This window comes from Candidatus Ornithobacterium hominis (genome assembly GCF_900538215.1).
Classification (GTDB): domain Bacteria; phylum Bacteroidota; class Bacteroidia; order Flavobacteriales; family Weeksellaceae; genus Ornithobacterium; species Ornithobacterium hominis.
The window spans coordinates 80651-92255 of record NZ_UNSD01000005.1 but is presented as its reverse complement, the minus strand read 5'-3'; the positions used below and the strand labels follow the sequence as shown (position 1 = coordinate 92255).

At 37.3% G+C, this 11605-nt stretch carries 12 protein-coding genes; 4 read left to right on the top strand and 8 right to left on the bottom strand.

Going from position 1 to position 11605, the window contains the following annotated elements; genetic code table 11:
• The first annotated feature begins 40 nt into the window (after positions 1 to 40).
• A complete protein-coding gene (locus D5J18_RS05490; protein ID WP_119058016.1) occupies positions 41 to 280 on the top strand; it encodes a hypothetical protein in 240 nt (79 codons plus the stop codon).
• Positions 281 to 397: 117 nt separating this feature from the next.
• On the opposite strand, the gene dnaJ is transcribed toward D5J18_RS05490, so the two are convergent.
• The 3 genes from dnaJ to rbp all read right to left on the bottom strand — a co-directional run bounded on the left by dnaJ (position 398) and on the right by rbp (position 2493).
• Positions 398 to 1513, bottom strand: coding sequence for a molecular chaperone DnaJ (gene dnaJ, locus D5J18_RS05485; protein ID WP_119058015.1), 1116 nt, complete (start codon positions 1511 to 1513; stop codon positions 398 to 400).
• 6 nt (positions 1514 to 1519) lie between these two features.
• Positions 1520 to 2068, bottom strand: a complete 549-nt coding sequence (locus tag D5J18_RS05480; protein ID WP_119058014.1) for a nucleotide exchange factor GrpE — start codon at positions 2066 to 2068, stop codon at positions 1520 to 1522.
• A gap of 140 nt (positions 2069 to 2208) precedes the next feature.
• Entirely contained in the window at positions 2209 to 2493 is a 285-nt protein-coding gene (rbp, locus tag D5J18_RS05475; RefSeq protein ID WP_119058013.1) for an RNA-binding regulator, read from the bottom strand.
• Between the two features lie 188 nt (positions 2494 to 2681).
• On the opposite strand from rbp, the gene D5J18_RS05470 reads away from it, so the two are divergent.
• The 3 genes from D5J18_RS05470 to D5J18_RS05460 all read left to right on the top strand — a co-directional run bounded on the left by D5J18_RS05470 (position 2682) and on the right by D5J18_RS05460 (position 6388).
• Positions 2682 to 4832: a S46 family peptidase gene (locus tag D5J18_RS05470; RefSeq protein ID WP_119058012.1), complete on the top strand. Its 2151-nt coding sequence runs from the start codon at positions 2682 to 2684 to the stop codon at positions 4830 to 4832.
• 104 nt (positions 4833 to 4936) lie between these two features.
• Positions 4937 to 5596 carry a phosphatase PAP2 family protein gene (locus tag D5J18_RS05465; protein WP_119058011.1) on the top strand — a complete coding sequence of 220 codons (660 nt, stop codon included), beginning with the start codon at positions 4937 to 4939 and terminating at the stop codon, positions 5594 to 5596.
• Positions 5597 to 5611: 15 nt separating this feature from the next.
• Positions 5612 to 6388 carry an amidohydrolase gene (locus D5J18_RS05460; RefSeq protein WP_119058010.1) on the top strand — a complete coding sequence of 259 codons (777 nt, stop codon included), beginning with the start codon at positions 5612 to 5614 and terminating at the stop codon, positions 6386 to 6388.
• Here D5J18_RS05460 and D5J18_RS05455 read toward each other — a convergent pair.
• From D5J18_RS05455 to dgt, 5 genes are all read right to left on the bottom strand, one after another.
• Positions 6385 to 6882, bottom strand: coding sequence for a KdsC family phosphatase (locus D5J18_RS05455; protein ID WP_119058009.1), 498 nt, complete (start codon positions 6880 to 6882; stop codon positions 6385 to 6387). The genes D5J18_RS05460 and D5J18_RS05455 overlap by 4 nt on opposite strands.
• A gap of 30 nt (positions 6883 to 6912) precedes the next feature.
• The gene (locus D5J18_RS05450; RefSeq protein WP_245952940.1) at positions 6913 to 7671 is read right to left on the bottom strand and encodes a Rossmann-like and DUF2520 domain-containing protein; all 759 of its coding nucleotides are present in this window, start codon (positions 7669 to 7671) and stop codon (positions 6913 to 6915) included.
• A 90-nt stretch (positions 7672 to 7761) separates the two neighbouring features.
• On the bottom strand, positions 7762 to 8685 hold the full coding sequence (locus D5J18_RS05445) for an N-acetylmuramoyl-L-alanine amidase (RefSeq protein WP_119058007.1): 924 nt from the start codon (positions 8683 to 8685) through the stop codon (positions 7762 to 7764).
• Positions 8686 to 8758: 73 nt separating this feature from the next.
• Positions 8759 to 10024 carry a serine hydroxymethyltransferase gene (glyA, locus tag D5J18_RS05440; protein WP_119058006.1) on the bottom strand — a complete coding sequence of 422 codons (1266 nt, stop codon included), beginning with the start codon at positions 10022 to 10024 and terminating at the stop codon, positions 8759 to 8761.
• A gap of 9 nt (positions 10025 to 10033) precedes the next feature.
• The gene (gene dgt, locus D5J18_RS05435; protein WP_119058005.1) at positions 10034 to 11401 is read right to left on the bottom strand and encodes a dGTP triphosphohydrolase; all 1368 of its coding nucleotides are present in this window, start codon (positions 11399 to 11401) and stop codon (positions 10034 to 10036) included.
• Between the last annotated feature and the right edge of the window lie 204 nt (positions 11402 to 11605).

Below are 11605 nucleotides of genomic sequence, written 5' to 3'. Positions count from 1 at the left end.
ATATTTTTAATTACTTTAGCACTTTCAAAATTTTTTAACCATGAGAAAATTATTACTTTTCATTCCCATATTTGCCTTAGCAACAAGTTGCAAATTCAACGAAAATGGTAACAAAATGGTCTTACCAGCAGACCCAAATGCAATTGATAACCATACTATTGTAGAGGAAATCCATCATGAAAACAAAGTAGAACAAGACAACATACAAATTCTAGCCCCAGCAGATAGTTTAGGGATTGACTCTACAGCAATTCAGCCCACAGAAGTTGTTACTGAATAAATTTGATTAAAATTTTTATTTTTTTTTAAAGCCTTAAAAAAAAGCCATCTCAATTTTACTGAAATGGCTTTTTCATTGTCTCTGTATAACTTTTTTTCCTAATTTTTTTCTATAGAATTAATCAAATATTTCTTTAACTTTATCAAAAAATGATTTAGATTTATTCTCTTGGTCAGGTTCAAAATTTTCATTTCCACGCATTTTTTCAAAAAATTTAATCTCCTCTGAACTTAATTTCTTAGGAATAAAGGCATTGACATGAATGAACAAATCCCCCGTGCCATAGCCTTCTAAACTCGGTAAACCTTTACCTTTCAGGCGAAGCACTTTACCTGATTGCGTTCCTGGTTCAATTTTAATTTTTGCTTTTCCTGTGGCAGTAGGAACTTCTACATCTGCTCCTAAAATTACATCTGGTAACCCAACGAATAAATCGTAATGCAAATTATTCCCATCACGGTGAATTTCAGCATGTTGCTCCTCCTCTATCACTACCAGCAAATCACCTGCTGGGCCGCCAAAAGCTGCCTCATTTCCTTTGCCTCTTACCTGCATTTGGATTCCCTCTCTTGCTCCAGCTGGGATTTTCACCTCCACGGTTTCATCTTTTTTAATTAAACCTTGCTTATTAACTCCATTTGGAATTTTATCTGCAATTTTGCCCGTTCCGCTACAAGTGCCACAAGTTGTCGCAGTCTGCATTTGCCCGAGTGGCGTATTTATTATACGCACCTGTTGCCCACTACCCTTACATGTAGGGCAAGTTTTAAACGTAGCTCCATCAGCTAAGACCATTCGTGTCACTTTCATTTTTTTGGTCACGCCTTCCACCATCTCTTGCAAATTAAGCTTAACTCTGATTCTCAGATTAGAACCTCTGGGTTGGCGTTGGCTTCTTCCACCACCGAATCCAAAACCTCCGCCACCGAAGGCACTCCCAAAGATGTCTCCAAAATTAGCAAAGATATCTTCCATATTCATACCACCTCCGCCAAAGCCGCCTGCACCGCCCATACCTGCATGGCCAAACTGGTCGTAGCGCTGGCGTTTATTATCATCACTCAAGACTTCGTAAGCTTCTGCCGCTTCTTTGAATTTTTCTTCTGCAGCTTTATTCCCTGGATTTCTATCAGGGTGGTTTTGTAGGGCTATTTTACGATAAGCCTTTTTGATTTCAGCTTGTGTGGCTGTTCTTTCTACACCTAAAATTTCGTAATAATCTCTTTTTGACATAAATCTTTATTTACCGACTACAACTTTGGGGTAACGAATCACTCTCTCCCCTAATTGATATCCTGTTTCTATAATGTCAATGATTTTTCCTTTCATCTCTTCACTTGGTGAATCAACCTGTGTCACAGCCTCGTGTAATTCTGCATCAAATTCATTTCCATTTTCAACTTCTAATTTTTTTAAGCCTTTTTTTTCTAAGCTTTCCACTAATTTTTGCTGAATGAGTTCAATTCCTTTTAGCATGTTTTCTTCTTCTTCTTTTTTGAGTTCTTTAATGGCTCTTTCAAAATCATCTAAAACAGGAAGCAAGGTTTCCATCAGGGATTGATTAGCCAAAAAACGTTGCTCTTCTCTTTCTTTTAGGCTTCTTTTTTTGAAGTTATCAAACTCTGCGTACAACCTTACGTACTTATTTTTTTCTTCTTCTAGTTGTTCTTGAATGCTCGGTTCTTTCAAAACTTTATTTTTTTGATTTTGATTTTCAGTCGCTTCATCAGTGGTCAATTCTTCATTTTCATCTAATTCTTGATGTTTATTCTGTTGCTCTTGGCTCATATTATTTTATTTTACTTTTATAAAACTTTAAAAAAAACAAATTGTTTGCCATTCCTTTTTTGATGCCAATATGACAGAAAAAATCCGAATTCTCTGACAACGGTCTAAAAATTCGGATTTTTTTAAGGCTTTAAAAATTTTTATCTCCTGTAGTTATTTCTACTATCTCTACCTTCGTTGTTAGGTTTTGGATTTGCTTTTTTCACAACGATATTAAAATTCTGAAAATCAGTTTCATTTAAATTTTCTATAGCCTCTCTAGCTTCATCATCATTGGGCATTTCCACAAAGCCAAAGCATTTGGATCTTCCAGTTTCTCTGTCGATGATGATTTTTGAAGAGTCTACAGTGCCGTAGTTTTCAAATAATTCTCTTAAATCTTCGTCAGTGGTTTCTCGGTTTAATTTTGTTACAAAAATGTTCATAATCTATTTATTTTTTTATTTAATCGGCCAAAATGGAATGCCAACAAATAAACTTTTGATAGAAAAACCACTTTAAACGTTTTGCAAAGATAGACTTATTTTCATCATATGCATTATTTATTTCAGTTAAGTTTTTAAATGCCAGTTAGGTTTTATTATTTTTGGGGAAATTTTAATTTTTATAGATAATGAAGAGAATTGTTCTATCACTAATTTTTTGTTTTAGTGGTGTTTTCACTTTTGCAGATGAAGGAATGTGGCTAATGGCTTTTATTGACCGATTAAAATATTCTGACTGGCAAAAAGAAGGTTTACATTTGACGCCCGAAGAAATCTATAGTGTTAACCAAGCAAGTTTAAAAGATGCTATCGTCAGTTTTGGGGGCTATTGTACTGGTGAAGTGGTTTCTAATCAAGGTTTAGTTTTTACCAATCACCACTGTGGGTACGGGGCTATTGCACAGCTTTCTACGCCAGAAAATGATTATTTACATGATGGTTTTTGGGCAAAAAGCTTTGAGGAAGAATTAAAGCCTGACAATCTTTATGTTCGTTTTTTGGTAAGAATGGATAATGTGACCAGCAGAATCGTGCGCCAGTTGAATGACAAGATGACGTCAGAACAAAGAGGAGAAATCATAAATGCTGAGATTGAAAAAATTAAGAGAGAAAATAATGAAAATGGTAGGTATGAGGTCGTTGTGAAAGATTTCTATGGAGGTAATGAGTTCTATTATTTTGTATATCAAGATTATCATGATGTCCGATTGGTTGGGACTCCACCAGAATCGGTAGGAAAATATGGTGGAACTTACGACAATTGGGAATGGCCAAGACATACTGGGGATTTTTCAATCTTTAGAGTTTATGCAGATGCCAACGGAAATCCAGCTGAATATTCTCCGTCTAATGTTCCTTTGAAGCCAAAACATCATTTGCCCATCAAAAAAGGTGGTGTGAAGCCTGGCGATTTTGCTATGACTATAGGATATCCTGGTAGTACAGAGCGTTATATGTCTTCATTTGGAATTCAGCAAGCGCTAGATATCGAGTTTCCTGCTTGGATTGATGCGGCGGCTAATGCTAGAGAGGTTCTAAAAAAATATATGGATAGTGATAATGCAATTAATTTAAATTATGCTTCTAAATATGCAAGCATCGATAACTACTGGAAAAATCGTATTGGCATGACCCAGGCTCTGAATAAGCTAAGAACTTATGATAAGAAAAAAGAAATTGAAAAAAATCTAACACAATGGATTGATAATGACCCAACTCGAAAAGCTAAATACGGCAATGTGCTAAAAGATATTCAAAATTATTATCAAATCTCTAATGATTATATAGCTAACCAAACTTATATTTCTCGTGGAGTATTGCCAGGTAGTTCTCTGGTATTGGCTGCTTACCGAATGAAAAATCTTTTTGATACTTATCACCGTCAAGATGCCGAAAATCAAAAAAATATGCTACCTCAAGTTCATGAAAGAATCGAATCTCAGTATGAGAACTTTAGCACTGAACTGGAGCGAGAAGCTTTAGCCGTTTTGCTTCAAAAATATTATGAAAATACGGCTGAAATTTATCATCATAAAGCCTTAAAAGATGCTTTAAAAGAATATGGAAACTTCAGTCAATTTGTAGAAGCGAACTATGAAAATTCAATTTTCAGAAATGCTACAGCGCTCAAGCAAGCTTTTGCTAACAATGATTTAGAAGCGTTTAACAATGACCCTATTTTTAAGATTTCAGCTGGTTTGATTCATTCTTATCAAAATGTGCCAGAAAATGTAAGACAAGCGGAAGAAAAATATGAGAAAGCCTATCGTTTATTCATTCAAGCCTTGAGAGAATCTCAACCAAACAAGGTGTTCTACCCCGATGCCAATTTCACTATGCGCTTGAGTACGGGGAAAGTAGTTTCTTTGCCAGAGAATCCTACACGGCCAAGCGATGTTTCTTCAAATTACTACACTACTTTGAAGGGCGGTATGAGAAAATTCTTGCCTAATTCTGAATTTGATATGCCAACCGAACTCATTCGTCTTTATAACACTCAGACTTTTGGGCAATGGGCAGATGAAAATGGGAACATGCCTGTTTGTTTCTTGACTGATAATGACATCACTGGTGGAAACTCTGGCTCTCCTGTGATTGGCGGGAATGGCGAATTACTGGGCTTAGCTTTTGACGGAAACTGGGAAGCTATGAGTGGTGACATTGAGTTTGAAAAAGATTTGCAACGCACCATCAATGTAGACATTCGCTATGTGATGTTTATCATCGAGCAACTATCTGGTGCCGATAGAATCATCTCTGAACTTGATTTTGTAGATTAATCAAAAAGTTTTTAACTTTGCAAGTTCATTTAAAATTCATTTAAATTTAAATTCAAGCTGCCCCAATTGTGAAAATTTATAATTGGGGCAGTTAATTAACTTGTATGATGATTTTCAGGAAATTAAAATATTTTTTAAGTCTTATATTTTTATACTTTATTTTAGCTACAATTCTCACACAATTTTATTCAAAAGTAGAATTGCATCAGCTCTTAAATACCTTTAACACACCTGCTTTAGACTTTTTTTTCAAATACTATACACACATCGGCTACGGAGCTGTTTCATTGATTTTCATCCCGTACGTTTTATACAAAAAATCTCTAAAAAATTTACTCCTCGGTATCCTAAATTTCTTGATTGCAGGGCTTAGCGTTCAGTTCTTTAAAAAAATAATCATAGGAGATATACTTCGCCCTATTAATTTTTTTACGCCAAAGGATTTACATCTTATCGAGGGCGTTTCTTTAAACTCTCATTATTCCTTCCCATCAGGGCATTCTGCCACAAGTATTGCTTTTTTTCTTTTTTTAGCCTATCTATTCTACAAAAATAAATCTCTCCAAATTCTTTTTGCATTCATGGGCATTTTAGGAGCTTATTCTAGAGTTTATTTGTCTCAGCATTTTATAGAAGACACCATTGCAGGCGGAATGTTGGGCGTTAGCGCATTTTTTATCAGCTATGCTATCGTCAATAGAATTAACTGCGACGCATTGCAAAGAAGAATCTTCTCCCCAAATAAGCTAAAAAACAAAGAATAACTTCATGAATCTCACATGACTAAAACGCTAAACATCAAATTATTACAATACGATATTTCATGGGAAAATCCAGCTAAAAACTTTCAACAAATTCAGGCTCTTGAATCCTATTTCTCTGATTCAGATATTATTTTCCTGCCTGAAATGTTTTCTACGGGATTTAGTATGAATGTAGAAAAAATAGCAGAAAAAACATTCGGAGAATCTTTCCAATTTCTACAAAAATTAGCCAAAAAACACCAGGCACTTGTCGTAGGTAGCATTCCTGTGGAAGAAAAAGGAAGCTTCTACAATCGAATGTATTGGGTGGAACCCAACGAAACTTTCCAAATTTATGATAAAAGACATCTTTTTTCCTTTGCAGGAGAAGATAAATTTTATTCCGCAGGGAAAAGTCGGAAAATTTTCAGTTACCAGAATTGGAGTTTCTTGCCACAGATTTGCTATGATTTGAGATTTCCAGTTTTTGCAAGAAATAAAAATGATTATGAAGTTTTATTTTACATTGCAAATTGGCCCAAATCTCGAATCAATGCTTGGAATCAATTATTAAAAGCTCGAGCTATTGAAAATCAATGCTTTGTAGTTGGAGTTAACCGCACTGGAATAGATGGAAATGGGATTGCCTACAACGGTAAGTCCCAAGTCATCAATCCTTTGGGTGAAAAAATAGAACCATTCCAACCACACGAATGCGTTTTACAATTTAGTTTAGATTTTTTAAGCCTTAAAAAAATTCGAGAAAAATTCCCTTTCCTCAAAGATGCTGATGAGTTTTATCTAAATTTTTAAACCCACAAGTTTTTTATTTTCAAAAGTTGCTCTATCACATCTCTCACACAGCCATCTCCCCCGTTTTTGGGCGAAATATAGTGTGCCTCTCTTTTTACTTCTGGTACAGCATCAGCTGGACACGCCGCTAAACCACAATTTCTCATCACTTCCAAATCAAGAATATCATCGCCCATGTATAGAATTTCTGTCGGCTTCAAATCATATTTGAAATAAAAATCTTTGAAATCATCAAGCTTATCCTGCGAATCTAAATAAACATCCGTAATGCCTAAATCCTTGAAGCGGGTTCTCACTTTTTCATTTTTCCCGCCACTTATTATCCCCATTGGTATATTTTTTCTCACCGCATATTGCACCGCAAAACCATCTTTTACGTCCATCTTTCTACCCAAGCTGCCATCGCTTTCCAGGTAAACTTTGCCGTTGGTAAAGACACCGTCGACATCAAAAACCAAAGCTTTAATTTCTTTTAATTTCTCCTTGTAACTCATGTTATAATTCATTTATAATTCATGTATAATTCATGTATATTTTTCTTGGATGGATTTCGTCAAAAGCTCGTAAATAGCTTTTTTACGAGGCATATCATTTAGCAATTCCAAATGCTGAGCAATCGTTTTCTCATCACCGCGCACCGCTGGCCCAGTTTGTGCTTCGTATGGATTTAGCTCCTTGATTTTTTCGGCAGTTTCTAGAATCAATGCTTGCAAAACTGAAAACGGCAAACCTTCTTTCTCGACTAAATCTTTCCCAATACCGTATAAATAATTGACAAAATTGCATACAAAAACCGCTGCTAAATGTATTTCTTTTCTTTTTTCTGAATTTAATTCATAAACCCGATGCGTTATTTTTTTAGCTAAATTTTTTAAGGCTTTTAAAATTTCAGGATTTTCTGCTTCTATGAAGAAAGGAATTTCATCATATTTCACATAACGATCTTTGGAGAAAGTTTGTAGCGGATAAATCACCCCTTTCTTAAAATTTCCCTTCAGCCTTTCAATACTTGACGTGCCACTGGTGTGTGCCACAATCGCATCAGGAAAAGGAATTTGCTGACTCAATTCTTCTATCGCATCATCAGCCGTTGCTATAATGAACACGTCTGCTCGCTGTAACTTTTTAATATCATCCGTATATTCAATATGATTTGCTTCGCCCAACTCCGCAGCTTTATCAAGTGAGCGATTGTAGATTTGCTTTACTTGAATCGTGTTTTGAATCATGGCCCGCACCAAATGATGTGCTACATTTCCCGATCCTAAAATTGAAATCGTCATGATCTTCTGATTTTAATTTTAACAAAAATAAAGAATTAATCAAAGATTAAAATAACTTCGTGTAAGTATTTTTAAAGCGATTCCTTGAGATTAGATTTTGGTTTTATATTTTTTTATCAAAGCTTTTAAAATCGCCCAAGTTTCTCGGTCTAAAACGCCGTCATAATTCGCTGGGCGAAAGTGCATTTGAAAAGCACTGACTACTCTCTTCGATTTTTTCGTCCACTCGCCATTTGCTTCAATTTCATAACCGTAGCGAGCAAAATCTTCTTGTACGGTTTTTATAAAAATAGAATCGTTGAGAAGTTCAGGTAAGAATTGTGCTTCATAAAATTGCTTATCATATTCCTCATACCACGCACCGATTTGGTAATCTCTATACAATTTTTCCCATGGGAATAGTGGCCCAGGGTCATTTTTCCGTTGTGGGGCTACATCGCTATGCCCTAAAACATAATCAGGTGCAATTTCATAACGCTCGATGATGTTTTTAGCCAAAGCGGCTACTTTTTTTATTTGATAATCAGGATAAGCAAAAAAACATTTTTTCCCATCACATTCGGTAGAACCTTGATTCACGATTTCAATCCCTATGCTTGAATCGTTTAAATTCACCCGCCCACCCCAGAAGCTCACACCCGCATGCCAAGCTCTCGCATCTTCACTCACCAAAATATCGATTTCTTTATCATTTTTATCATTGATTAAATAATGTGAGCTTACCGCTTGCTTGGTCAGAACGCGCATCGAAGTCGGGTAATCAAGAGCCGTGTAATGCAAAATCAAAAATTTCACCCGATAATCTTGCCCAATTGAGGGTAAAGAATCTGCATTGACGTTATAATTCTTCAAAACTGCCGCTTGGTAAACTCGGTCTTCTACCTTGCTGATTTCTTTGATGTAAACCGTATCTCGAATGGTTTTTTCAACGGTTTTTACCTGAATTCTTTGCGTTGGGGAACAGGAGGCTAGCAATACCAACACCAAAAGAGCGAAAATATTTTTTTGAAGCATAATAAATCTTAAATAACTAATTGAGAAAAATTTAAGCCTTTATTTTTTTTTCTAAAGGCTTAAAAAATTTTTTTCATATTTGGAATAGTGGTTTACTCTTCATCAAGTCATTTACATCGGCGCGGACTTCTTTTATTACCTGCTCATTATCATGATTTTCAATCACTTTGTTAATGAAATTAGCAATCGTTTCCATATCATTTTCTTTCAGTCCACGAGTTGTCACGGCTGCCGAACCCAAGCGAATTCCACTGGTGATGAACGGCGACTCGGTATCAAACGGAACCATATTTTTATTGCACGTAATGTCAGCATCTACCAAGGCTTTCTCGGCTATTTTCCCGTTCACGTTTTTATTTCTCAAGTCAATCAGCATACAGTGATTTTCTGTTCCGCCAGATACGATTTCATAGCCCATTTCCATCAAATGCTCTGCTAATTTTTTAGAATTTTTTATGATATTTTCACCATAGGTTTTAAATGCTGGGCTCAAGCCTTCGCCAAAGGCAATGGCTTTTGCGGCAATCACATTTTCTAATGGGCCGCCTTGATTTCCTGGGAAAACAGCTGAATTTAGTAATTCAGACATCATTTTAAGTTTCCCTGCTCTTTTCTTGCCAAATGGATTTTCAAAATCATTCCCTAGCATGATGATTCCTCCCCGTGGCCCGCGTAAAGTTTTATGCGTGGTAGAAGTTACAATATGGCAGTGTGGCATTGGGTTATTGAGTAATCCCTTGGCAATCAGCCCCGCTGGGTGTGCAATATCTGCCATCAGCACAGCTCCTACCTCGTCAGCTACTTTTCTAAATCGCTCATAGTCAATGTCTCGAGAATATGCCGATGCCCCGCAAATAATCATTTTTGGCTTCACTTCTTTAGCTTTAGCTTCCATCGCATCATAATCTATCAAGCTAGTTTCTTTATCTAGCCCATAGAAATAATTCTCAAACCGAATGCCTGAAAAATTCACGGGTGAACCGTGAGTCAAATGCCCCCCGTGAGATAAATCTAAACCTAAAATCTTATCTCCCGCAGCTAGACAAGCTAAATAAACTGCCGCATTGGCTTGCGAACCAGAATGCGGCTGAACATTCGCATATTCTGCACCAAAAAGTTCCTTCAGGCGGTCGATAGCGAGTTGCTCTACTTCGTCTATAACCTCACAGCCGCCATAGTAGCGCTTCCCAGGGTAGCCCTCCGCATATTTATTCGTCAGCACAGAACCCAAAGCCCTCAGCACATCGTCGCTCACATAGTTTTCTGATGCAATCAGTTCTATACCATTCGTTTGCCTCTCTTTTTCCTTTTGAATTAAATCAAAAATTTTATCCATAATTCTTTATTTTTATAAATTTATTCCTATTTGTATTCCCGTCATTTTTCGGTAGAACTCCAGCGCCTCATCATCCGTCATCATCGTTATAAAATCTATAACGCCCAAAATCTGATGATACACATCTTTCCCCTCATAGCGATGTGGCTCTGGCAGTAGAGACAAAGTTAAGCTTTCTTCTTTAGTTCGCTGATTTTTTTCTTTTACCACTGCAGGAACAAAGTAGCTGAGCAAAGTCCCCATCACCCGATAACCCGCCAACTCGATTTCCATCACACTTTTGTGACGATAAATATGCTCAAAAGAAAAATCCCTAATCTGCTGCAACGCCGCCGATTTATTCAAAATTAAATCAAACAATGACGTCTCAAACTCCCCCGCCAGTAACTTCTCATGATGAATCACATAGCGCTCATACACCAGTTGCGTCAAAACACTTATCGCCTTTGCCCGCAGGTAAGCTATCGCATCATTTTTATCAGTCACCTCGCTCAGCTTCCGTTCAATTTCTTCAGGTTGCACCTCGCCCAGCTCCACCACTATATTTCTCAAAAGCTCAAGGCAAGTCCCGTGGTCTATAATCTGAAGCCGATGCGCATCCTCAAAGTCTATAATATTATAGCAAATATCATCCGCCGCCTCTGTAAGCCACACAAACGGATGCCGAGCAAAAGAAACAGGCGAATCCTGAATTTTTTTCATCCCCGTTTGCTCCGCCATTCTCACAAAAATCTCTTTCTCCGACTGGAAAAACCCAAATTTCCTAAGCCTTAAAAAATTTTTATCCTTAGCCGAAGACTCACACGGGTATTTAGCAATCGCCGAAAGCGTGCTATAAGTCAATAGCATTCCGCCCTTAGACTTCCCACTTTGGGCATGCGTCAACACACGAATCGCATTGGCATTCCCCTCAAACTGAGTCAAATCCTGCCATTCAGCCTCGCTCAGCAGCGGGCGAATCAACCCCTCATTCTCCACAAAATACTGAGCCACAGCATCTTCCCCAGAATGCCCAAACGCTGGGTTCCCAATATCATGGCACAAAGCAGCCGACGAGATAACGTATGCCAAATTATGCCTATAAAAATACCTACTCTCCTTGCTCAGTTCAGACTTATACCGCGAGGCAAAAAAATGCCCGACCAAATGCCCCAAACTCCGCCCCACAGACGCCACCTCCAGCGAGTGCGTAAGCCGATTGTGAACAAAAGTGGTGCCCGGCAACGGGAAAACCTGTGTCTTGTTTTGCAACTTCCTGAACGCTGGCGAAAAAATAATGCGATCATAATCCCGCTGAAATGCCGTCCTATAATCCTGATTTGCCCCCTGCCCCGTTGCCCAAGTTCGCTGGTCGCTATAAAGTCTATTCAAATCAGTCATCTATTATTAAAATTTTCTTTTTAAAGCCTTGCCAAAAATAGTAAATTCTAAGTAAGGATTTTTTTTTAAGCCTTAAAAAAATTTTACCAACAATTTTTCCTGAACATTTTTTTTTGGGGGGGGCGGCATTCACGGCTATCCATTCCAATTCCGCAGCCATCTGCTTACAAAAAAATAACGCCAAAAGAGTTCACACCTGCGTGT

Coding starts and splice junctions, on each gene's coding strand:
- dgt (WP_119058005.1), bottom strand. CDS start 11,401: ATGACTGATTTGAATAGACTTTATAGCGACCAGCGAACTTGGGCAACG.
- D5J18_RS05460 (WP_119058010.1), top strand. CDS start 5,612: ATGACTAAAACGCTAAACATCAAATTATTACAATACGATATTTCATGG.
- D5J18_RS05450 (WP_245952940.1), bottom strand. CDS start 7,671: ATGACGATTTCAATTTTAGGATCGGGAAATGTAGCACATCATTTGGTG.
- rbp (WP_119058013.1), bottom strand. CDS start 2,493: ATGAACATTTTTGTAACAAAATTAAACCGAGAAACCACTGACGAAGAT.
- D5J18_RS05480 (WP_119058014.1), bottom strand. CDS start 2,068: ATGAGCCAAGAGCAACAGAATAAACATCAAGAATTAGATGAAAATGAA.
- D5J18_RS05465 (WP_119058011.1), top strand. CDS start 4,937: ATGATGATTTTCAGGAAATTAAAATATTTTTTAAGTCTTATATTTTTA.
- D5J18_RS05470 (WP_119058012.1), top strand. CDS start 2,682: ATGAAGAGAATTGTTCTATCACTAATTTTTTGTTTTAGTGGTGTTTTC.
- D5J18_RS05445 (WP_119058007.1), bottom strand. CDS start 8,685: ATGCTTCAAAAAAATATTTTCGCTCTTTTGGTGTTGGTATTGCTAGCC.
- dnaJ (WP_119058015.1), bottom strand. CDS start 1,513: ATGTCAAAAAGAGATTATTACGAAATTTTAGGTGTAGAAAGAACAGCC.
- D5J18_RS05490 (WP_119058016.1), top strand. CDS start 41: ATGAGAAAATTATTACTTTTCATTCCCATATTTGCCTTAGCAACAAGT.
- D5J18_RS05455 (WP_119058009.1), bottom strand. CDS start 6,882: ATGAGTTACAAGGAGAAATTAAAAGAAATTAAAGCTTTGGTTTTTGAT.